Annotated in this window: 20 protein-coding genes; 13 read left to right on the top strand and 7 right to left on the bottom strand. The window is 67.0% G+C overall.

The window, feature by feature from the left end; all coding sequences use genetic code 11:
* Window positions 1-99: 99 nt before the first annotated feature.
* The 8 genes from VGN66_RS02825 (at window position 100) to VGN66_RS02860 (ending at window position 8,554) form a co-directional block, all read left to right on the top strand.
* Window positions 100-2,382: a DUF2460 domain-containing protein gene (locus tag VGN66_RS02825; protein WP_327517326.1), complete on the top strand. Its 2,283-nt coding sequence runs from the start codon at window positions 100-102 to the stop codon at window positions 2,380-2,382.
* A gap of 75 nt (window positions 2,383-2,457) precedes the next feature.
* Entirely contained in the window at window positions 2,458-3,159 is a 702-nt protein-coding gene (locus tag VGN66_RS02830; protein WP_327517327.1) for a DUF2163 domain-containing protein, read from the top strand.
* Between the two features lie 113 nt (window positions 3,160-3,272).
* The gene (locus VGN66_RS02835; protein ID WP_327517328.1) at window positions 3,273-3,530 is read left to right on the top strand and encodes a hypothetical protein; all 258 of its coding nucleotides are present in this window, start codon (window positions 3,273-3,275) and stop codon (window positions 3,528-3,530) included.
* A 1-nt stretch (window position 3,531) separates the two neighbouring features.
* Window positions 3,532-5,670, top strand: coding sequence for a phage tail baseplate protein (locus tag VGN66_RS02840; protein WP_327517329.1), 2,139 nt, complete (start codon window positions 3,532-3,534; stop codon window positions 5,668-5,670).
* A gap of 5 nt (window positions 5,671-5,675) precedes the next feature.
* Window positions 5,676-6,185: a DUF2793 domain-containing protein gene (locus VGN66_RS02845; protein ID WP_327517330.1), complete on the top strand. Its 510-nt coding sequence runs from the start codon at window positions 5,676-5,678 to the stop codon at window positions 6,183-6,185.
* A 102-nt stretch (window positions 6,186-6,287) separates the two neighbouring features.
* Entirely contained in the window at window positions 6,288-7,421 is a 1,134-nt protein-coding gene (locus tag VGN66_RS02850; RefSeq protein WP_327517331.1) for an OmpA family protein, read from the top strand.
* Window positions 7,422-7,550: 129 nt separating this feature from the next.
* Window positions 7,551-7,889 carry a transcription initiation protein gene (locus VGN66_RS02855; RefSeq protein ID WP_327517332.1) on the top strand — a complete coding sequence of 113 codons (339 nt, stop codon included), beginning with the start codon at window positions 7,551-7,553 and terminating at the stop codon, window positions 7,887-7,889.
* A complete protein-coding gene (locus VGN66_RS02860; RefSeq protein ID WP_327517333.1) occupies window positions 7,889-8,554 on the top strand; it encodes a phytanoyl-CoA dioxygenase family protein in 666 nt (221 codons plus the stop codon). Before VGN66_RS02855 ends, VGN66_RS02860 begins: the two co-directional genes overlap by 1 nt.
* Here the strand turns inward: VGN66_RS02860 and VGN66_RS02865 are convergent.
* Window positions 8,543-9,268, bottom strand: coding sequence for a folate-binding protein (locus tag VGN66_RS02865; protein ID WP_327517334.1), 726 nt, complete (start codon window positions 9,266-9,268; stop codon window positions 8,543-8,545). The two genes, VGN66_RS02860 and VGN66_RS02865, sit on opposite strands and share 12 nt — an antisense overlap.
* Before the next feature lie 44 nt (window positions 9,269-9,312).
* Between VGN66_RS02865 and VGN66_RS02870 the strand changes: the two genes are divergently transcribed.
* Window positions 9,313-10,638, top strand: a complete 1,326-nt coding sequence (locus tag VGN66_RS02870; protein WP_327517335.1) for a dihydroorotase — start codon at window positions 9,313-9,315, stop codon at window positions 10,636-10,638.
* 214 nt (window positions 10,639-10,852) lie between these two features.
* Here the strand turns inward: VGN66_RS02870 and VGN66_RS02875 are convergent, their stop codons facing one another.
* Window positions 10,853-12,685: an ABC transporter ATP-binding protein/permease gene (locus VGN66_RS02875; RefSeq protein WP_327517336.1), complete on the bottom strand. Its 1,833-nt coding sequence runs from the start codon at window positions 12,683-12,685 to the stop codon at window positions 10,853-10,855.
* An 84-nt stretch (window positions 12,686-12,769) separates the two neighbouring features.
* Here VGN66_RS02875 and VGN66_RS02880 point away from each other — a divergent pair, with 84 nt between their 5' ends.
* The gene (locus tag VGN66_RS02880) at window positions 12,770-13,000 is read left to right on the top strand and encodes a hypothetical protein (RefSeq protein ID WP_224922121.1); all 231 of its coding nucleotides are present in this window, start codon (window positions 12,770-12,772) and stop codon (window positions 12,998-13,000) included.
* Between the two features lie 15 nt (window positions 13,001-13,015).
* On the opposite strand, the gene VGN66_RS02885 is transcribed toward VGN66_RS02880, so the two are convergent.
* Genes VGN66_RS02885 through crtY form a run of 5 tightly spaced genes read right to left on the bottom strand, consistent with a single transcriptional unit; the run spans window position 13,016 to window position 17,619 of the window.
* Window positions 13,016-13,963 carry a phytoene/squalene synthase family protein gene (locus VGN66_RS02885; RefSeq protein WP_414713171.1) on the bottom strand — a complete coding sequence of 316 codons (948 nt, stop codon included), beginning with the start codon at window positions 13,961-13,963 and terminating at the stop codon, window positions 13,016-13,018.
* Window positions 13,960-14,541, bottom strand: coding sequence for a TIGR00730 family Rossman fold protein (locus tag VGN66_RS02890; RefSeq protein ID WP_327517337.1), 582 nt, complete (start codon window positions 14,539-14,541; stop codon window positions 13,960-13,962). The genes VGN66_RS02885 and VGN66_RS02890 overlap by 4 nt, the downstream gene beginning before the upstream one ends.
* A complete protein-coding gene (locus tag VGN66_RS02895) occupies window positions 14,538-14,981 on the bottom strand; it encodes a T6SS immunity protein Tdi1 domain-containing protein (RefSeq protein WP_327517338.1) in 444 nt (147 codons plus the stop codon). The genes VGN66_RS02890 and VGN66_RS02895 overlap by 4 nt, the downstream gene beginning before the upstream one ends.
* Entirely contained in the window at window positions 14,978-16,459 is a 1,482-nt protein-coding gene (locus tag VGN66_RS02900; RefSeq protein WP_327517339.1) for a phytoene desaturase, read from the bottom strand. The genes VGN66_RS02895 and VGN66_RS02900 overlap by 4 nt, the downstream gene beginning before the upstream one ends.
* A complete protein-coding gene (gene crtY, locus VGN66_RS02905) occupies window positions 16,456-17,619 on the bottom strand; it encodes a lycopene beta-cyclase CrtY (RefSeq protein ID WP_327517340.1) in 1,164 nt (387 codons plus the stop codon). Before crtY ends, VGN66_RS02900 begins: the two co-directional genes overlap by 4 nt.
* A 108-nt stretch (window positions 17,620-17,727) precedes the next feature.
* Between crtY and VGN66_RS02910 the strand changes: the two genes are divergently transcribed.
* The 3 genes from VGN66_RS02910 (at window position 17,728) to VGN66_RS02920 (ending at window position 20,832) form a co-directional block, all read left to right on the top strand.
* Entirely contained in the window at window positions 17,728-18,492 is a 765-nt protein-coding gene (locus tag VGN66_RS02910; RefSeq protein WP_327517341.1) for an SDR family oxidoreductase, read from the top strand.
* 120 nt (window positions 18,493-18,612) lie between these two features.
* On the top strand, window positions 18,613-19,179 hold the full coding sequence (locus tag VGN66_RS02915; RefSeq protein WP_327517342.1) for an HNH endonuclease: 567 nt from the start codon (window positions 18,613-18,615) through the stop codon (window positions 19,177-19,179).
* Window positions 19,180-19,236: 57 nt separating this feature from the next.
* The gene (locus tag VGN66_RS02920; RefSeq protein WP_327517343.1) at window positions 19,237-20,832 is read left to right on the top strand and encodes a serine hydrolase; all 1,596 of its coding nucleotides are present in this window, start codon (window positions 19,237-19,239) and stop codon (window positions 20,830-20,832) included.
* Window positions 20,833-20,876 lie beyond the last annotated feature (44 nt).

Here is a 20,876-nt window from a genome sequence, read left to right on the forward strand (position 1 = left end):
GGGGTTAGGGGAGGGCGTGTCTGTTGAGCGCGGGTGCGTGTGGACAGGCCCTCCCCCGGCCCCTCCCGCTTGCGGGAGGGGAGAAGAAGGGGAAGCGACATGGCATATTGGCTGGCGTCCGAGCGGACGGTGCAGGTGGCGGGGGTGATCTCGCGCTTTGATCCCGCCTATTGGACGGTCAATTTCCCGCGGCCGATGATGGCGAGCGTCGTGACCACCGCTCCGGACGCATTGCGCGTGGATGCGGTATTCTATCGGCAAAGCGATCTGGCGGGGCTGATCTGGGAGAGCGTGGATCGGCATGACCACCCGCTGCTGTCCTATGAGACCAGCCGGGATTATCGTGGGTGCCGGTTGCGCTTTCGGTGGCGATCCGGCGGGGTGATGCCGCTGGATGCGGTCAATGGACCGGTGCTGACGATCGAGGGGCGCGATGCGGCGGGGGTGGCGCGCGCCTGGTATGTGCGGCTGTGGAACTATGCAGAGGGGACGCCGGAGGATTGCGTCGTCGGCATCGACTTTGCCAGCGTTGCGGGCGGGTTCGTGTTGCCGGGTGAGGCTGATCCGGTTTGGGCCGGCGATATCGACCGGATGTTCGTTAGCCTGGTGCCGCCGGGTTACACCGGTGACGATGCGGCGCTAGTGGCGCCGGTCGAGGGCTGGGTCGAGCTGTCGGAGATTGCGGTCGAGGGGCCGGGGGCGGTGCTGGCGATCGGCGATATGGTGGTGCCCGAACATGGGCTGTCGATCTGCTCGGGTTATGACGACAGCTATCACCTGACCCCGGCGCGGCTGCTGCGCAATGCGCTGCACCTGGGGTATCGCGGGGACATCGTTCACTATGTGGGGATGAGCCATTATTTCCGGCTCGAGGCGGCGTCGGGGGGCTATTTTGCGAGCCTGAGCGGCGGGGTGCTGAATGGCCCGTGCGTGGCGTGGCATGCCGATTTCGCGACGCGGGCCAGGGCGCTCGGGTTCGGGTTGATCTGGTCGCTGTCCTACGAATTGTTCGACGCGCATTGCTGGGGCGACTGGAAGCAGCGGGCGTTCGATGGATCGCCCGCGCTGACCGGGTGGGAGCCGCCCTCGACCCTGTTGTCGCCGGCGCATGCCGGGGTGATGGGGTATTTGCAGGCGGTGGCGGCGGCGTTTGTCGGGATTGCGCAGGATGCGGGGCTGACGGTCAAGTTTCAGGTCGGTGAGCCGTGGTGGTGGGTGATGGCGGATGGCCGGCTGTGCATCCATGACGATGCGGCGAGAGCGGCTTTGGGCGATCCGGCGGAGCAGAATGTGCGGGATGATCCCGACATCGATGTGCTCGACGCGGCGGGGGCTTTGCTGGCGGATTCGACGGCAGCGCTGGGGGCTGCAGTGCGCGGGGTGGCACCCGAGGCGGAGCTGTTGCTGCTGGCCTATCTGCCCACCGTGCTGGACCGGGACGCACCCGAATTGATGCGGGCGAATTTGCCGGTCGGCTGGGCCTTTCCGGCGTTCGATGTGCTGCAGCTGGAGGATTATGACTGGGCAGCGGCGGGCAATGCCGTGGCGAGCGCGCGCGGCGTGGCGCTGGCGGAGGCGCGGCTGGGCTATTCTGTTGAGAGGCAACATTATTTCGCTGGGTTCGTGCTGAACCCGGAGGATGCGGCGCAATGGCGCGGGATTGCCGCGGCGGCGGATGCGGCGCGTGCGCGGGGCGTGGCGGCGACCTTTATCTGGGCGTTGCCGCAGGTGATCCGCGATGGATTTGTGACCTTCGATCAGGAGGATGAGATGCAGGCGTTCGATGATGTGCTGTTCCCGATTGCGCTGGGGCGCGAGGCGGAGGTGGCGCCGGAGGTATCGACCGCGATCCTGACCAGCGCGGGCGGGCATGAGGCGCGCAACGCGGCCTGGGCGCAGGCGCGGACGCGGTACGATGTCGGGCCGGGGGTGCGGAGCGAGGCGGATATTCGGGCGCTGCTGGGGTTTTACCGGGCCCGGATGGGGCCGGCGCGGGCGTTCCGGCTGCGCGATCCATTCGATGACTGCTCGAATGACGAGGGTGCGCCGGGTCCGCTCGATCAGCTGATCGGGACCGGGGATGGGGCACAGCAGGCGTTTGCGTTGGTGAAGGCCTATGGCGATGTGGCGCGGCGGATCACGCGGCCGGTGGCGGGGAGCGTGCGGGTTGCAGTCGATGGCGTCGAGACGGCGGCGTTTGCGATCGGCGCGGGCGGGATGGTCGTGCTGGACGAGCCGCCGGATGAAGGCGCGCTGGTGACCGCGGGATTCCGGTTCGACGTGCCGGTGCGGTTCGCGGAGGATTCGCTGAGCGTGAACCGCGCGACGTTCATGGCGGGGGCGGCGCCGAGTGTGCCGTTGGTCGAGGTGCGCGAGGGTTAGGGTGGCGGCTCGCCGCCGGGCGAAACGAAGCCTGAAGGTCGGCTGACACCGGCGAGGCGGTCGATCTCACGGTCGGTGGATGGGTTCCACTATCGCGCGGCGCCGGGGATGACGCCGTCGGCGATCCGGCGCGGCGCGGGGCTGGATGCCGATAGTATGGATGTGACGGGCGCGCTGACTGGCGCTGCGATCAGCGAGGCCGATTTGCTTGCCGGGCGCTGGGACGGGGCGCGGATTACGCTGTTCGCGGTCTACTGGACGGCGCCGGGCGAGGTGGTCGCGTTGGGCAGCGGGACGATCGGGGCGGTCGAGACACGCGATGGCGTGCTGACCGCCGAGTTGCGCGGGGCGGCGGCGGCGCTGGATGCGCCGGTGGTCGAGATGACCTCGCCCGAATGCCGCGCCGAGCTGGGTGACAAGAGATGCCGCGTGGCAATGGCGGGGCGGCGGCGGTTTGCGCGGGTGATCGCGGCGGACGGGGCGGTGCTGACGCTCGATTGCGAGGAACCTGTCCCGGGGGGATGGGCTGGCGGGCGGCTGCGTTGGATCGGCGGGGCGAATAGCGGGCTGAGCGATGTGATCGCGGCGTCGGCGGGGGATGTCGTGACGCTGCGCCGGGCGCCGCGCTTCGATGCTGTGGGGGCGTTGGTGGAGGTGAGCGAGGGATGCGACAAGAGCGTTGCGACGTGCGCGGGTCGGTTCGGCAATGCGGCGAATTTCCGGGGCGAGCCGTATCTGCCGGGGATCGACCTGCTGACGCGCTATCCGGGCGTATGAGTCCGATCGAGCGGGCGCGGGGCGCGATCGGAGCGCGGTTTCGGTTACACGGGCGATGTGTGGCGCATGGGCTGGACTGTGTTGGGCTGGCTGGGCTGGCTTTTGGGATCGCGGTGCCGCGGGGATATGCGCTGCGTGGGGGCAGTGTTGCGCAGGTGATCGCGGCGGCGGAGGCGGCGGGGCTGGTGCGGGCTGATGATGCACGCGTCGGCGACCTGCTGTTGCTGAATGCCGGGGCGGGGCAGCTGCATCTCGCCATCGCGAGCGAAGCGGGCGTGATCCATGCCGATGCGGCGCTGCGCCGCGTGGTCGAGCGGCCGGGCGTGCCGCCCTGGCCCGAACTGGCGCGGTGGCGACGGGAGGGAGGGTGAGATGGCGACTCTGGTGCTGACTGCGGTCGGCGGTCTGATCGGCGGGCCGATCGGGGCGATGCTGGGCGGGCTTGCGGGGCAAGCGGTGGACCGCGAATTGCTGTTCAAGCCCAAGGGACGCGAGGGGCCGCGGCTGACCGAGCTGGCGCTGCAGACGTCGAGTTACGGCACGCCGATCCCGAAGCTGTTCGGGACGTTGCGGGTGGCGGGGACGGTGATCTGGGCGACCGACCTGGTCGAGCGTCGCCAGCGGGAGGGCGGCAAGGGGCGGCCGACCGTGACCAGCTATAGCTATACCGCGTCGTTCGCGGTGGCGCTGTCGGCGCGGCCGATCCTGTCGGTTGGGCGGGTTTGGGCGGACGGCAAGCTGCTGCGCGGCGCGGCAGGTGACTGGAAGGTGCGGACCGGGTTCCGGCTGCATGCAGGGGGCGAGGATCAGGCGGTCGATCCGCTGATCGCTTCGGCCGAGGGCGTCGGGCTGGCACCGGCGCATCGCGGCATTGCCTATGCCGTGTTCGAGAATCTGGAGCTGGAGGAGTTCGGCAATCGGATTCCTTCGCTGAGTTTCGAGGTGGTGGCCGATCCGGGTGCGGTGGCAGCGGGAACGATCGTCGCGGCGTTGTCCGGCGAGGTGGTCGGGGCGGGCGAGGCGGTGCTGCCGATTGATGGCTATTCGGGCTATGGCGAGAGTGTGCGCGGGGCGATTGCGCCGCTGATCGAGGCGAGCGGGGCGTGGCCGGTTTCCGTGGGTGACGGGTTCGTGCTGGCGTGCGGTGCGGGCGGGGCGGCAACGATTGCCGATCCGGGGGCGGCGGGGCGTGGGGTCGAACGGTCGATCGAGTCGCCTGACCGGGTGCCACGGCGAATTGTGCTCAGCCACTATGATCCGGCGCGCGACTATCAGGCCGGGGTGCAGAGCGCGTCGGATCCGCAGGGGCAGGATCGCGAACGGCGGATCGAGTTGCCCGCAGCGCTCTCCGCCGGAGCAGCCAAGGGTATTGCCGCTGCGGAGTTGATCGGGGCGGATCTGGCGCGGACGCGGCGGGTGGTGCGGCCCGGCTGGTCGGCGATGGGGATTGCGCCGGGCGCGCGGGTGACGGTTGCGGGTGAGGCGGGGCAGTGGCGGGTGATCGAGTCGCGGATCGAGGCGGGTGAGGTTGCGCTCGCTCTCACCCCCCTCGTGCCCACAGCGAGCGCCGCAACGGCGAGTCCGGGGCGGGTGAGCCCGGCACCGGATCGGGTGCACGGCGCCACCGTGCTGCATGGATTTGAAATTCCGCATCTGGGCGACGGGCTGTTGAGCGCACCGCGCCTGATGATCGCGGCGTGCGGGACTTCTCCGGGCTGGCGCAAGGCGGTGCTGTCGTTGAGCAGCGACGATGGTGCGCGATGGGAGGCGATCGGGGGGACAGCGGCGCCGGCGGTGATCGGGGCGGTGGTGGAGCCTGCGGGCAGCGCGAGTGCGCTGATCGAGGATCGCGCATCGCAACTGGTAATCGAGCTTGCCCATGCGGAGATGGAGCTGGCCGATGCGTCGCCCGAGGCGCTGGATGCCGGTGCGAATCTGGCGCTGGTCGGGGCGGAGCTGGTCCAGTTTGCGCGGGCGGTGCCAATCGGTGCCGGGCGCTGGCGACTGAGCGGTTTGTGGCGCGGGCGGCGAGGGACCGAGGATGCGATCGGCGCGATGGCTGCCGACGACCGATTCGTCCTGATCGAGCGCGAGACGTTGGCCGTGCAAGATGGCCGGGGAGCTGTCGGCGCGCGGCTTAAGGTGATGGCGACGGGGGTGGGCGATGCCGAGCCGGTCGAGGTCGGCGTAACCCTCACCGGCCGCTCGGCGACTCCGCCGGCGCCGGTTGCGCTGCATGCGGTGCCGGACGCGGGGGGAAGGATGCTGCGCTGGACGCGCCGCAGCCGGGCCGGATGGCGGTGGAGTGACGGCACCGACGCGCCGCTGGGCGAGAGCGTCGAGCGCTATCAGTTGCGCGTGATGGTTCCGGGGCAGCCCGAGGTGATCGCGATGAGCGATGTGCCCGAATGGCGGCTGAACGGCAGCGGTACTGCAACCGTGGAGGTGCGGCAGGCGGGCGATCATGGCCTGTCCCCGCGCGCCACGCTGATTCTCGACGCGATGGAGTGAATGACATGACAGCGACAACCCGATTCGCCCTGCCCCTGCTGCACGCCGGGCAGGCGCAGAAGGAAATGTTTCACAATGAGGCCGTCGTCAGGATCGATGCGCTGATGCACCCCTATGTACTGGGCGTCGGCGTCGATTCACCGCCTGCCACACCCGAACCGGGTGACGCCTGGATCGTGGGGGATGCGCCGACCGGCGATTGGGCGGGGCGTGATGGCGAGATTGCGTGCTGGACCGAAGGCGGATGGCGATTTGCCGTACCGTGCGCGGGGATGGAGGTCTGGGCCGAATCCCTTGCCCAACCCGTGCGCTATCGTGTCGCAGAAGGCTGGCAGATCGGCGTCATTGGCGGCAGCCGGATCGAGGTCGGTGGGGTGCAGGTGATCGGCGCGCGGGCGGAGGCGGTTGCCACGCCCGCTGGTGGTGCTATCGTCGATGAACAGGCGCGCGACGCGATCGCGGCGATCCTCAATGCGCTGCGCGCGCATGGGCTGATCGCTACCGCCGAACTGTGACGTTCCGGCAACAGTCCCCGGATTTTGTTCGCTTGCGCGGAAACTTTCCAGAGGTTAGGAAGTTAGCGCTGTCCGAAGTGGCAACTAAGAAAGGGGATTAAGATGCGGAAGCTTGCCGTAACTCTGGCACTTGCTTCGACCGCGCTCACCACGCCCGCCCTCGCACGCGACGACGCGTGGTATGTGGGCGTCGAAGGCGGTGCGATGATCGTCGAAGACATTGATTACGATATCGGCGCTACGGCGTCCGCTGGCACCGTCGACCATGACTATGGTTTTGACGTTGGCGGCACGATTGGCTACGACTTCGGCGGTTTCCGCGCCGAGGCCGAGGTCAGCTACAAGCGCGCAACGGTCGATGGCTATCGCTCGTCGCTCACCACGCCGTACTACACGTCGACCGGTGCGCTGGCGAACATCGCGCCTGGCTCGTTCGACTATGCTGGCGGCACCTCGACCGCACTCAGCTTCATGATCAACGGCATGCTCGACTTCGGCGAAGATGATGGCCTTCAGGGCTTCATCGGCGGCGGTGCCGGCGTGGCGCGCGTCAAGGCTGACTATGCGCTCAACACCCGTGGCGCGTTCCTGGACGACTCCGACACCGTCTTCGCCTGGCAGGCGATTGCGGGTCTGCGTCAGCCGGTGACGGACAACATCGACGTCTCGCTGAAGTATCGCTTCTTCAACGCAGACAACGTCAAGCTGGTCGACGTGACCGGTCGTCAGTTTGACGGTCGCTACCGTTCGCACAGCCTGCTTGGTGGCGTGACGTTCAACTTCGGTGAGCCGGCTGCTCCGCCGCCGCCGCCGCCTCCGCCCCCGCCGCCTCCGCCGCCTCCCCCGCCGCCTCCGCCTCCGCCGCCTCCGCCGCCGGAAGTGGTCTGCACCCCGGGGCCGTACATTGTCTTCTTCGAGTGGGACAAGTCGGACATCACGCCGGAAGCAGCAGGCATTCTGGACAACGCCATCTCGGCGTATCAGAACTGCGGCAATGCGCAGGTCATGCTCGCCGGTCACGCTGACCGTTCGGGTGCAGCCAGCTACAACGTCGGCCTCTCGCAGCGTCGTGCGGACTCGGTCCGTTCGTACCTGTCGGGTCGCGGCATCGCCGACGGCACGATCAGCACGGAAGCGTTCGGCGAAAGCCGTCCGCGCGTGGACACCGCCGATGGCGTCCGCGAACTGCAGAACCGCCGCGTGGAAATCACTTACGGTCCGGGCTCGGGCATGTAAGCCGCGCGGTCCACTCTGTGGATCGACAAGATTTGGGGAGGTCGGGAAACCGGCCTCCCTTTTTCTTTGTGGCGGATGGGTCGGGCTGGCTCACTTGCTACTGCCGGGACCGCGCGGCATCATCATCGCGTGACCAAGTATCTGATCTCATTCCCAAGCGCCGCGATGCAGGTGTCGCAGGCCGAGCTTCCAGCCGTCGGCAACGCCGCGCGGGCGGTGGTCGAACAGGCAAAGCGTGACGGGGTGTATGCCTTTGCCGGCGGGATCCACGAAGGCGTCGACTCCGTGCGGGTTGGGGCAGACGGGACGGTCTCCTCCGAACTCTATCCGGACAGTCGCGTGACAGGGGGCTTCACGGCGCTGGAACTCTTGACGCTGGCCGACGCATTCGAATGGGCGTCCCGGATGGCGTCTGCGTGCCCCTGCGATCAGGAGTTGCGCGGGTTCATGTACGATCAGACGAACTGATGCTCGGCGATTTCGCAACAAGCGGGGCGATGCGGCTGGATTCGGCTGCCAACGACCAGCTCGCCGAGTTTCAGGCCGCACTGGCGGGCACGCCCACCGATCGGGCGGGCGTGCGGCTGGCGCGTGCCGCTGGGCTTGAGCAGATGCTGGGGCCCACCGGGGCGATCGGTGCGCCGATCGCGCGATTCGCGGGAACGGACGCGCGTGCGGTACGCGCAATTCTGTTCGACAAGAGCGACCGGGTGAACTGGTCGCTGGCATGGCATCAAGACCGCACGATCCGCGTTCGCGCGCGGCGCGAGGTTCCGGGCTTTGGACCTTGGACGGTCAAGGCGGGATTGCTCCATGTCGCCCCGCCATTCGAGATCCTCGAGCGGATGGTGACGATCCGCATTCATCTGGACGATGTGCCGCTCGACAACGCGCCGCTGCTGATTGCGCCGGGTTCGCACCGATTTGGTCTTGTGCGTGAAGATCGAATCGCGGCGGTCGTCGGCCAGTGCGGAGTTTACGCCTGTACCGCGCGGGCGGGTGATATCTGGGTATATGCCACGCCGATCGTGCACGCATCCGATGCCGCCGCGACGCCGCGCAGGCGCCTAGTGCTGCAGATCGACTATGCCGGGTTCGACTTGCCCGGCGGCCTTGAATGGTCAGGCATCTGAGCCGAGCGCGGCGGTGAGCCAGTCCGGCAGGATCGCATTGCCCAATGACTCGACGCGGCGATGTTCGACCATCAGGTTGAGATCAGGATAGGTGGCGCGGGTGCGGTCGCTGGGCTCGCCGAATGGCGCGACGACGAGGCGCCGGTTGACCTTGGCGCGCCAGTTCATCCGCGCGGTATTTTCCTGACCGACATAGCAGCCCTTGGAGAAGCTGACGCCGTTCAGTTCGGCGGCGTTGCATTCGAGCCAGAGGGTTTTGTCCTGGCCGAGTTCATCTGCGCCCTCGGTTACGCCGAGGTGGAGGCGGTGTTCGTGCCAGCCCGATGCGGGTTCCCCATCGGCTTCCCCGAGCCAGCGATAGCCAAGTGCGGCGAGCCGCGGATCGGGCGCGCCCATTCCGGACTCAAGTGACCAGTGGACGCCGCCCTCGGTGGCCGCGATCGTGATCGGGCGGCGCAGGCGGTAGATCGACAGCCGGCGGATCAGGGCGACGCGCTGCGTCGCTTCACAATCGATCAGGATGTCGTCGCCATTCGCCCACAGGATGAAGTCGAACAGCGCCTTTCCCTGCGGGGACAGCAATCCCGCCCAGAGCGGTGCGGTCGGCTGCACCGCATTCACATCCTGCGTCACCAGCCCCTGCAGGAAGCCGCGCACATCCTCCCCGGATACACGGATCAGGGCGCGGTCGGGGAGCAGGGTGGCATCAGTCATGGCGAACAGGTAGGAGGCGGGGCAGGCAAGCGAAAGAGGCTGATATGGCGACGTTCGATCTGAAGCTCACCGGTGGCACGGTGCATCTGCCCTCCGGTCCGGCGCAGGTGGATGTCGGCGTGCGCGACGGGAAGATCGTGGCGATTGGTGCGAGCGGGGACGCGGGCGAGACGATCGACTGCACCGGGCTCGACGTGCTGCCCGGCGTGATCGACAGTCAGGTGCATTTCCGCGAGCCGGGGCTTGAGGCGAAGGAAGACCTGGAATCGGGCAGCCGCGCCGCGGTGCTGGGCGGCGTGACCGCGGTGTTCGAGATGCCGAACACCAAGCCGAATACGGACAGCGCCGATGCGGTGAACGACAAGCTCGCCCGCGCGAAGGACCGCATGTGGTGCGACCACGCCTTTTACGTCGGCGCGACCAACAGCAATGCCGAGCATCTCGCCGAGCTGGAGCGCTTGCCCGGCACCGCAGGGGTCAAGATTTTCATGGGCGCGTCGACCGGCGATTTGCTGGTGTCGGACGACGCCAATCTGGCGCGGGTGCTGGCATCGGGACATCGCCGCGTCGCGATCCACGCCGAGGACGAGTTCCGCATGAACGACCGCGAGGGCGAGCGGGTGGCGGGCGATCCGTCCTCGCACCCGGTGTGGCGCGATGACGAGAGCGCGATCCTGGCGACGCGGCGCATCCTGAAGCTGGCGCGGGAAGCGCGGCGGCGCATCCATGTGCTGCATGTGACGACCCCGGCGGAGCTGGAATTGCTGAGCCAGCACAAGGACATCGCGACGTGCGAGGTGACGCCGCAGCATCTGACGCTGGCCGGGGAAGATGCCTATCCGCGCCTTGGCAGCTATGCCCAGATGAACCCGCCGATCCGATCGGCCGCGCATCGCGACGGACTGTGGCACTGGCTCAATCAGGGCGTGCCGGACGTGCTGGGGTCGGACCATGCGCCGCATACGATCGAAGAAAAGGCCAAGCCCTATCCGTCATCGCCGAGCGGGATGCCGGGGGTGCAGACGCTGTTGCCGCTGCTGCTCGACCATGTGGCGAAGGGGCGCACGACGCTGGCGCGGCTGATCGATCTCACCAGCGCGGGACCGCAGCGGGTGTTCGGGCTGGTCGGCAAGGGGCGGATCGCGGCTGGGTATGACGCGGATTTCACTGTCGTCGATCTGAAGAAGCAGTGGACGGTCGAGGAAAGCTGGCTTGCGTCGCGTTGTGGCTGGTCGCCGTTTACCGGGGACACGCTGACCGGGAAGCCGATGGGCACGATCATTCGCGGACGGCGGGTGATGTGGGACGGGCAGTTGGCGAACGCGGCGCATGGCCTGCCGGTGCGGTTCGAGGCGGTCGAGTTCGGGTGAGCCACCGTTTCATGGGAGAGCGTTATTGAGCGGCGGTTGTCCGAAATGCGGGCATGCCGTGGGCACTGTGACCGAGAACAGTGTCGGCCCATTGCTTGAGATCTTCTGCGACGAATGTGGGGTCGTTGAGCATATTCATATCTCAGGCCCACCGGACCCTCGTGCAACCTGGTCCATTCCCAAACCTGGCGAGAAATTTCTGCTCGGCTGAGTTCTACTCCGCCGCGTCGGCCACAGCCTCCCGCTCAGCCTGTTGCCGCGCCCACATTTCGGCGTAGGTCCCGCGCTGCTCCAGCAGCTGCGCATGCGTACCCTGTTCGGCGATCTGACCGTTCTCCAGCACCACGATGCGGTCCGCGTTGACCACGGTCGACAGGCGGTGGGCGATGACGATGGTGGTGCGGTCGCGCTCGATCGCCTCCAACGTGTCGAGGATTTCCGCCTCGGTGCGCGAATCGAGCGCGCTGGTCGCTTCGTCTAGGATCAGGATCGGCGGGTTCTTGAGCAGGGTGCGCGCGATGGCGACGCGCTGCTTCTCGCCGCCCGACAGCTTGAGGCCGCGCTCGCCCACGCGGGTTTCGTAGCCGTCGGGCATCGATTCGATGAAGCCGGCGATCGCCGCGCCGCGTGCGGCCTGTGCGACCTCGTCCGGCCCGGCGCCTTCGCGGCCATAGGCGATGTTGTAGCCAATCGTGTCGTTGAACAGCACCGTGTCCTGGGGCACGATGCCGATCGCGGCGCGCAGAGACGCCTGCGTCACCTGCGAAATATCCTGCCCGTCGATCGTCACGCGCCCGCCGGTGAGGTCGTAGAAGCGGTAGAGGATGCGCGCGAGGGTGGACTTGCCCGCGCCCGAGGGGCCGACGATCGCGACGGTCTGGCCGGGGCGGATTACGAGGTCGATGCCCTTGAGGATGTCGCGACCGGGATCGTAGCCGAAGCGGACACCCTCGAACCGCACCTCGCCGCGATTCACGGTCAGCGGCGACGCGTCGGGGATGTCCTTCACCTCGGCATTGGTGTCGATCAGGTCGAACATCGCGCCCATGTCGATCACGCCCTGGCGGATCGTGCGATAGACCCAGCCGAGCATGTCGAGCGGGCGGAACAGCTGGCTGAGCAGGGTCGAGACGAATACGACATCGCCCGCGGTGAACTCGCCGGTGGACCAGCCCCAGGCGACCACCGCCATGCCCGCACCGAGCATCACATTGGTGATGAGCGACTGGCCCATGTTGAGCCAAGCGAGCGAATTTTCCGACTTTACCGCGGCCTTGGCATAGGATTCGACCGCACGTTCGTAGCGGTCGGATTCGCGCTGCTCGGCGCCGAAATACTTCACCGTCTCGAAATTCAGCAGCGAGTCGACCGCATGCGCGACCGCGCCGGTGTCGAGATCGTTCATCTGCTCGCGCAGTTTGGCGCGCCAGTCGGTGACCCAGCGGGTGAAGGCGATGTAGATGATGACCATCGCCATGGTCGACGCGACCAGCCACCAGCCGAACTTGCTGCCGAAAATCTGGAGCACCAGCGCGAGTTCGAGGATCGTCGGCGCGATGTTGAACAAAAGGAAATAGAGCATCGAATCGATGCTCTTGGTCCCGCGTTCGACCACCTTGGTGACGGCACCCGTGCGGCGTTCGAGGTGGAAGCGCAGCGACAGCTGGTGCAGGTGGCGGAAGGTGACGATTGCGAGGTTCCGGGTCGCCTCCTGCCCGACCTTTTCGAACACCGTGTTGCGCAGATTGTCGAACACGGTGGTGAACAGCCGCGCGGCGGCATAGCCGACGACCATCAGGACCACGAAGGTAATGACGCCGCGCTCGCCGCCCCCTTGCTGACTTGGCGCCATCGCATCGACCACCGCCTTCAGCGCATAGGCTGCGCCATAGACCTGCAGGACCTTTGACAGCACGACCAGCGCCAGCGCGATGATGATGCGCGCCTTCAGCCCCGGAGCACCGTCGGGCCAGAGATAGGGAAGGAAGCGCCGGAGCGTGGCGAACAGCGGGCGTTCGCCGCCGGAGCGGGCGGTATCGGGAGGCATCGCCGCTATCTGGGGCCGCAGCGATCGGGATGCAATGAAACAAACCGGACCCGCCATCCGTTATGCATGGCGAGGAGCGAGACGATGGAACCGGTTTTCTATGTAATGGCCATTCTTGGCTGCGGCGACTTCCAGGATCAATGCCAGCAGGCGCGTGTCGAGCCAGTCCGGTATCAGAGCGCGGCACAATGCCAGGCGGCAATGGCGCAAGTGCTGCCGCGCCACACCGATCTCTCCTATCCTACGATCGCCGCTAGCTGTCAGCGCAGTGGTGAGACGATGGCCCGCGCCGAGACGAAGCCGCGTCATTACTAAGGCGTGTCGGGCTGCCTAGCGCGGCCTTGTCCACAGCTCAGTAGCACGCGGGCGCGGGGGATATAGTTTTCGCCGCGCCAGCGACTGACCATAAGCGCGCGCGATCCAGCCGATCTTCTGTGCCTTGCTGGTGCTGGCACGATGATCCCAGGCATGGTCGCCACGTGAAACGACCTCTCGTGCGATGCCGCCATAAATCCCGGCCGCTGCCAGCACCGCCCAGGCCGATCGAAAGCCGAGCGCAGGCGTGCCGAGCCGTGCGCTCTCCTCATGCGCCTGCGCCAGTTCGCCCAGCCAGCGCGCCATGACGGTCAGTCGCGAGCGGAAGGGCGGCTTCATATGCTGGCCGGGCGGGATATCCATTTCGACCAGCCAGTCCATCGGCAAATAACAGCGACCGATCGCGTCGTCCGCCTCGATATCGCGCGCGATATTGGCGAGCTGAAAGGCGAGGCCGAGGTCGCAGGCGCGGTCGAGCGTCGCATCGTCGTCCGGATCGACCCCCATCACCACTGCCATCATGCACCCGACCGCGCCCGCGACATGGTAGCAATATTGCATCAGGTCGTGCTCGGATCGCGGGAACCAGCCCTTGGCGTCGAGCGCGAAGCCCGCGACCAGATCATGCGCGAAGCGGTGCGGCATGCGCGTTTCGGCGGAGACGATGCGTAGCGCCTCGAACGCCATTTCCCCGGTCGGCTCACCCGCAAGCGCCTTGTCGGTCAGCGTGCGGATGCGCGCGAGTGCGGCGGCGGGGTCCTCGACGACGCGGGCGTCATGGCCAAGCTCCTGTCCATCGGCGATATCGTCGCACGCGCGGCACCAGGCATAGAGCAGCCAGGCGCGCTCGCGCGTGAGCGGATCGAACAGCTTGCTCGCCGCCGCGAAGCTCTTCGAGCCCTTGGCGATGCTCTCCCGCGCGGCCGCCACGACGGCGTCGCGGCTCGGCGCGGGCAGGGTCACAGGTCCTTGCTGCCGATCTGGCCGACGGTCTGCGTCGGGACATGCGCCGCCATCTTGGCGAGCAGCCCATCGAGCTGGTCGTCGATGATCAGGATCGAGCGGTGCTGGGCGCGCAGAAAGCCGACCTCCCCCATCTTGGCGACGAATTCGATCAGCCCGTCATAATAGCCCGCGACATTGAGCAACCCGACCGGATTGGCGTGATAGCCGATCTGCGCCCAGCTCATCGCTTCCCACAATTCGTCCATCGTGCCGGTGCCGCCGGGCAGGGTGATGAAGCCGTCGGACAGGTCGGTGAACGCCTGTTTGCGTTCGTGCATCGTGCGCACGACGTGCAGTTCGGTGCAGCCGCGATGCGCGACTTCGGCATCGACCAGCGCCTGCGGGATCACGCCGATCACCTCGCCGCCCGCCTCCAGCGCGCTGTCGGCGATCGCGCCCATCAGGCCGAGCCGCCCGCCACCATAGACGACGCCGATGCCGCGCTCGGCCAGAGTGCGCCCGACGAACCGGGCATTCTCGATATAGACCGGATCCGCCGGGGTGGCAGAGCCGCAATAGATGGCGAGGCGTTTCATTCTACAACCTTCAACTGCACAGCTGACCCCTCAGGCAGATGGCGCGTCTGCTGTTCAAAGTCACCAGTGAAGCGGATCAACTCTGCAATTGGGATCGTGCACAGATTGTCATGGCTGTAGTCCCCTTGCAGCAGGGCGTGGGTCTTCAGCGAATAGCATCGCCCCGCTTCCGGTGCGCCCAGTCTGACGCGTGCCGCATCGACCAGCGCCATTGCCTCCCAGATTTCCCGCACTTCGGCGTCGCGCATATATGCGAAGAGCGATGGTTCGTCGCTTGCGACCCGATCCAGCGATCGCAATTCCGGGTCAAGATACCAGAAGGCACCCTGAGCGTCCCGGACGATTAGATGGCCGAACGGGCTCACGGCGGTAACTGCCGCAGCATCGATGCCCGTCCAGCCCCAGCCTTCGCGCACCGCACCGAGCAGTTCTGTGTTCACGGCTGCGTTTGCTCCAGCATCAGCGCGGCGGTCGCCTTGGCGCTGCCGACCACGCCGGGAATGCCCGCACCCGGATGGGTGCCGGCACCGACGAAATAGAGGTTCGGGATCGAATCGTCACGGTTGTGCGCGCGGAAATAGGCGCTCTGCGTCAGCACGGGTTCGAGGCTGAACGCGCTGCCCAGATGCGCGGCCAGATCGTGCTGAAAGTCGGTCGGCGCATAGCTGAACTTGGTGACGATCCGGTCATGGATGTCGGGGATCAGGCGGCGGCCGATCTCGTCGAGGATGCGCTTTTCGAGCAGCGGGCGGACGGTATCCCAGTCTACCGGCGCCTTGCCCATGTGCGGCACGGGGGCGAGCGCGTAGAAGGTTGAATGCCCCTCCGGTGCCATCGACGGATCCGTGACGGTCGGGTGGTGGAGGTAGAGCGAGAAATCCTCGCTCAGCACGCCATGATCATAGATGTCGGCGAGCAGCTCCTTATAGCGCGGGCCGAACAGGATCATGTGGTGCGGAATGCCGGGCCAGCTGCCCTTGATCCCGAAATGCACGACGAACAGCGAGGGCGAGAAACGCTTGCGCTCGAGCTTGCCGGCGGTGCGCTGGGCACTGCGCGAGCTTTTGAGCAGGTCGCGATAGCTGTGGACGATGTCGGCGTTGCTCGCGACCGCATCGGCCTCGAACCGCGCGCCCGACTTGGTGCGCACCGCAGTCGCGCGCTCGCCGAGCGTCTCGATCTCCTCGACGCCGTCGCCAAGCATCAGCTTGCCGCCGAGCCGCTCGAAATGGCGGACCATGCCGGCGACCAGCCGGTTGGTGCCGCCCATCGCGAACCACACGCCGCCATCGCGCTCGAGCTTGTGGATCAGCGCATAGATCGCGCTGGTGGTCATCGGGTTGCCGCCGACCAGCAGCGTGTGGAACGACAGCGCCTCGCGCAGTTTCTCGTTCTTCACAAAGGTCGAGACCATCGAATAGACGCTGCGCCACGCCTGATATTTCATCAGCGCGGGCGCGGCCTTGATCATCGAGGTGAAGTCGAGAAACGCGACATGGCCGAGTTTTTCATAGCCCTCGCGATACACCCCGGCCGAATAGTCGAGGAAGCGGCGATAGCCGGCGATGTCGGCGGGATCGAGCTTGGCGATCTCAGCCGTCAGCACCGTATCGTCATTGGTGTAGTCGAAATTGGTCCCGTCGGGCCAGTTGAGGCGATAAAAGGGCGAGACCGGCGTCAGCGTGACGTCATCGGCCATGCGATGGCCCGACAGCGCCCACAGCTCTTCCAGCGCTTCCGGCGCGGTGATGACGGTGGGACCGGCATCGAAGACAAAGCCGTCCTTCTCCCAATAATAGCCGCGCCCGCCGGGCTTGTCGCGCGCCTCGACCACCACCGTATCGACGCCTGCGGATTGCAGGCGGATGGCCAGCGCCAGCCCGCCAAATCCGGCCCCGATCACCACTGCGCGCTTCATTTGCTCGATCCCCTGATCGCTGCGAGCGCGCGCTTGATCGGCACCGGCGGCTTGCCGGAGAGAACACGGGCGCGATCGAATAGGCTGGATTGGGCGCCATAGAAGCGAGCGACAAGCCCCGCGTCCAGACGATAAAATCGTTCAAGTACGCGATAGCGCTCGGCCGGTTCTGCGGCGCGGAACAGCATTGCGGAGAGCATGCGGTAGAATCCGCGCTGACGCCAGGCGCGGCGCGCATGGCCATAGGTCAGGTCGTGCAGTGCCGCGCCCGACAGGTCGCGCGCATTGCCGATCAGCGCGGCGAGCCGCACTGCGTCGGGCAGCGAATAGCCGGTTATCGGCTGAAACAGCCCGGCGCGCATCCCGGCCTTGGCCACGCGGTTGCCGCCCGACCTCCAATATTCGTCGAAATCGCCGCCAAGGGGAATGGGTAGCGACCCCATCTCCTCGCGCATCACGCCCTCGACGACGAGGCCGCGCGCATTCGCCCAGGCGTCGATCCGCTTGGTATAGGCGGCGACATCGATATCGGGCGTGTCGCTGTAATAGGTGTCCTCAAGGAACAGCCGCGTCGCTGCAAACGGCAGGGCGTACATGAAGCGATAGCCGTCAATTTGCGCGACGGTCGCGTCCATGATCAGCGGGCGCTTGAGCGCGTGCGGCTCGGCTAGCGCCAGCTCGCGTCCGACGAATTTCTGCCAGCCCAGCTCGAGCTTCGACAGGTCGCCGGGGCCGCGGCAGTCGATCACGCCGCCCGCCTCGATCCGGTCGCCATCGGCGAGCACGACCGCGCGCGCGCTGGCACCCAGCACCTTGCGCCGGGTCATCACCGCGCCCTCGGGCATGGCGGCGCGGACGACCTGATCGAACCGGTCGGATTCGATCGAGTAATAAGGTGCCTTCAGCGTGCGGGCATGCGCCGGGAAATGGACGTCGTAGCTGGTCCAGCCATAGGAGATCAGCGGCGCAACCAGCCAGCGGTCGGCCGGCGCCACGTCGCTGGCGAAGAAGGACCACAGGTGGTTGCCGCCAAGCGCGCCCGACCCTTCGACCAGGCGGATATCGAGCGTCGGATGCTGGCGGCGCAGCGCGAGCGCGATCAGCCCGCCCGCCAAGCCTCCTCCGACAATGGCAACGTCGCAATGAATGATCGCTGGCATCGTCGCCGCCTAGCGGATCGCCCGGCATGGTGAAAGCCCCGCCCGCAGCACGTACGAACCTTTCCGTCGCACCCGCGCGTTGCGCTGCAGCAGAAATTGGAGGCGTGGATGCGAACGGCGATCGTGACGGGCGGGGCACAGGGGATCGGACGCGGCGTGGTCGAACGGCTGCTCGGCGATGGCTGGGGCGTGATGGCGATCGACAGCGACAAGGTTGCGCTGCGCGAACTGGCCGAGGCGCACGCGCCGCGCCCGCTGTTCACCCATCAGGCGGATGTTGGCGATGAGGATGCGGTCGCGGAGGCGTTTGCGGCCTTTGCGCGCTGGAGCAAGGATCGCGACGTCGACGGGCTCGACCTGCTGGTCAGCAATGCCGGGATCGCCGATCCGGTGAGTGGCCCGATCGAGAAACTGAGCCTTGCCAGCTGGCGGCGCTGGCAGGACAGCCATCTTACTGGCGGCTTTCTGATGACGCGGGGCGCGGTGCCGCTGTTGCGGGGACGTGGCGGCGCGATCGTCTTCATCGCCTCGACCCGCGCATTCCAGTCCGAACCGGAGACCGAGGCCTATGCCGCCGCCAAGGGTGGGCTGGTGGCGCTGACCCATGCGCTTGCGGTCAGCCTTGGCCCGGATATTCGCGTCAACGCGATCTGCCCCGGCTGGATCGAAACCGGGCCGTGGCAAAAGGCATCGGCGCGGTCGGAGCCTGAGCATCGCCCGATCGATCGCGAACAGCACCCGGTCGGCCGGATCGGGACGCCCGACGATATCGCCGACGCGGTGGTGTATCTCGCCGATCATGCCGGCTTCACCACGGGCCAAGCGCTGGTGATCGATGGCGGGATGAGCCGCCGGATGATCTACGCCGCGTAATCGCCACTTCGCGCAAACCGGCCCTTGACCGCGAGTCGCGCGGCGTGCTGTCATGGCAGTGTCACGGCTGGCGGCGAATAAGCCCCGGTCGCGAGCGACGCGCGGCGAGAGAGGGGGACCATGTACCATCCCGATCTAATCCGACATCCTGAGGGGTGCCCGGCGCTCGTTCTGAATGCCGATTATACGCCGCTGTCCTATTATCCGCTCAGCGTCTGGCCATGGCAGACCGCGATCAAGGCGGTGTTCCTCGATCGCGTCGACATCGTCAGCCATTATGAGCGCGAGGTGCGCAGCCCGACCGCGTGTATCAAGCTGCCCAGCGTCATCGCGCTCAAGCAATATGTGCGGCCGTCGCAATTCCCGGCGTTCACGCGCTTCAACCTGTTCCTGCGCGACAAGTTCGAGTGCCAATATTGCGGCAGCCACAAGGACCTGACGTTCGACCATGTCATCCCGCGCGCGCAGGGCGGGCGGACGACGTGGGAGAATGTCGCGACCGCCTGCGCGCCGTGCAATTTGAAGAAGGGCGGGCGCACGCCGAAACAGGCGGCGATGCCGCTGTTCATGGCGCCGATCCGCCCGACCAGCTGGCATTTGCAGGAACATGGCCGGCGGTTTCCGCCCAATTATCTTCACGATACCTGGCGCGACTGGCTCTACTGGGATGTCGAGCTGGAGGCCTGAGGCCGTTTCGGTGCGGCGCGACTTGCTCTAGACAGGCTCCGGAAACGGAGGATTGGCATGAGCGGTTTTGTGGTGGGTCGGCGGACGGCGCTGGCGCTTGGGGTGGGCGGCGCGGCGAGCCTGGCGTTCCCCGCCTGGGCGCAGCAGGCCACACCCGCACCGCTCGACACAGCGGTCGACACGATCGTCGCGAACTTCATGCGCGCATTCGAAACGCCCGGCATCGCGGTCGCGGTGGTGCGCAAGGGACAGCCGGTGTGGCTCAAGGGCTATGGCGTGCGCACCATGGGCCGCGCTGCCCCGGTCGATGTCCACACCCGGTTCGGCATCGCGTCGAACAGCAAGGCGTTCACTGCGGCCGCGCTGGCGATGCTGGTGGAGGAGGGCAAGCTCGGCTGGGACGACCGGCTGACCCAGCATATGCCCGAGTTCAAAATGGCCGATCCCGCGGTCACCAGCCTGTTCAACGTCCGCGATCTGCTCGTCCATCGTTCGGGCCTGCCGTTGGGCGCGGGCGACCTGCTCTATTTCCCGCGCTCCAACCGCACCGTGCAGGATGCGGTGCGCGCGCTGCAGTTCCTTCAGCCAGTGCGCCCGTTTCGCGGGGGCTATGACTATGACAACATCCTCTACATCGTCGCAGGCGCGCTGATCGAGGCCAAGTCGGGGATGAGCTGGCGCGACTTCATCCGCACACGGATGCTCGAGCCGCTCGGCATGGCCGATGCAGTGCCGTCGCTGGAGTTGCTCAAGACGACCAACGTCGCGGGGCGCCATGCGCGACTGGGGCCGCCGGTGCGCGGGGTCGGACCGATGCAGGTGATTGAGCCGGACGAATCGCCGGTGGTCGATGCCGGGGCCGGGATCAACGCCAGCATCGCCGACGTCGCCAAATGGCTGGAGGTGCAGCTGGCGCTCGGCGCGTTGCCCAACTGCAAAAAGCTGTGGAGCGCGGAGAGCGCGGCCGCGATGTGGAGCCCGCAGGTGGTGGTGGCATCGAGCGATGGTCCGACCGACCTCAACCCCGTGCGGTCGATCATGCAGGGCTATGCGCTCGGCTGGTTCGTTCAGGATTATCGCGGCCGCCGCCTGATCAGCCACTCGGGCGGCCTGTCGGGACAGGTGACCCAGACCGCGCTGATCCCCTCGGCCGGGATCGGCGTCGCGGTGCTCAGCAATACCGAGGACAGCGTCTCGGGCGGCATCCGCAACGCGCTGCTCGACCATCTGCTGGGCGTCCCGGCCTATGACTGGGTCGCCAACTATGTCGCGCGCAACAAGCTGGCCGCCGAAAGCGCGGTCGCGGCGCTGGGCGATGGCGATGCGCAGCGGCCTGCTGGCGGCCCCAGCCTGCCGCTCGCCGCTTATGCCGGACGCTATCGCGATGCCTGGTATGGCGACATCACCGTCAAGGAACGCGGCGGCGCGCTCCACATCGACTTCGCGCCGCACCCCCAATTCGCCAGCCGCCTCGATCCGTGGGGCACGGACGCGTTCCGCACCCGGATGACGCCGGGCAAGGGCGAGGATGCGGTGGTCAGCTTTGCCGTCGCCAACGGCAAGGTCACCGGGGTGACAATGAAGGCGCTCTCCCCGCTCGCCGATTTCAGCTATGACTATCACCACCTCGCCTTCGTGCCGGTGGTCGAGTAGCGTGTTATTGCAATAACACACCGGTTCGTTATCCTGGTCTCACC

Origin of the sequence: Sphingomonas sp., from assembly GCF_035998645.1 — a bacterium.
Lineage (GTDB): Bacteria > Pseudomonadota > Alphaproteobacteria > Sphingomonadales > Sphingomonadaceae > Sphingomonas.

Bases quoted from the DNA above. Each gene is read 5' to 3' on its own strand.
- VGN66_RS02850 (WP_327517331.1), top strand. From the start codon at position 6,288: ATGCGGAAGCTTGCCGTAACTCTGGCACTTGCTTCGACCGCGCTCACC.
- VGN66_RS02865 (WP_327517334.1), bottom strand. From the start codon at position 9,268: ATGACTGATGCCACCCTGCTCCCCGACCGCGCCCTGATCCGTGTATCC.
- VGN66_RS02870 (WP_327517335.1), top strand. From the start codon at position 9,313: ATGGCGACGTTCGATCTGAAGCTCACCGGTGGCACGGTGCATCTGCCC.
- VGN66_RS02875 (WP_327517336.1), bottom strand. From the start codon at position 12,685: ATGCCTCCCGATACCGCCCGCTCCGGCGGCGAACGCCCGCTGTTCGCC.
- VGN66_RS02910 (WP_327517341.1), top strand. From the start codon at position 17,728: ATGCGAACGGCGATCGTGACGGGCGGGGCACAGGGGATCGGACGCGGC.
- VGN66_RS02880 (WP_224922121.1), top strand. From the start codon at position 12,770: ATGGAACCGGTTTTCTATGTAATGGCCATTCTTGGCTGCGGCGACTTC.
- VGN66_RS02920 (WP_327517343.1), top strand. From the start codon at position 19,237: ATGAGCGGTTTTGTGGTGGGTCGGCGGACGGCGCTGGCGCTTGGGGTG.
- VGN66_RS02860 (WP_327517333.1), top strand. From the start codon at position 7,889: ATGCTCGGCGATTTCGCAACAAGCGGGGCGATGCGGCTGGATTCGGCT.
- VGN66_RS02900 (WP_327517339.1), bottom strand. From the start codon at position 16,459: ATGAAGCGCGCAGTGGTGATCGGGGCCGGATTTGGCGGGCTGGCGCTG.
- VGN66_RS02825 (WP_327517326.1), top strand. From the start codon at position 100: ATGGCATATTGGCTGGCGTCCGAGCGGACGGTGCAGGTGGCGGGGGTG.
- VGN66_RS02845 (WP_327517330.1), top strand. From the start codon at position 5,676: ATGACAGCGACAACCCGATTCGCCCTGCCCCTGCTGCACGCCGGGCAG.
- crtY (WP_327517340.1), bottom strand. From the start codon at position 17,619: ATGCCAGCGATCATTCATTGCGACGTTGCCATTGTCGGAGGAGGCTTG.
- VGN66_RS02840 (WP_327517329.1), top strand. From the start codon at position 3,532: ATGGCGACTCTGGTGCTGACTGCGGTCGGCGGTCTGATCGGCGGGCCG.
- VGN66_RS02890 (WP_327517337.1), bottom strand. From the start codon at position 14,541: ATGAAACGCCTCGCCATCTATTGCGGCTCTGCCACCCCGGCGGATCCG.
- VGN66_RS02915 (WP_327517342.1), top strand. From the start codon at position 18,613: ATGTACCATCCCGATCTAATCCGACATCCTGAGGGGTGCCCGGCGCTC.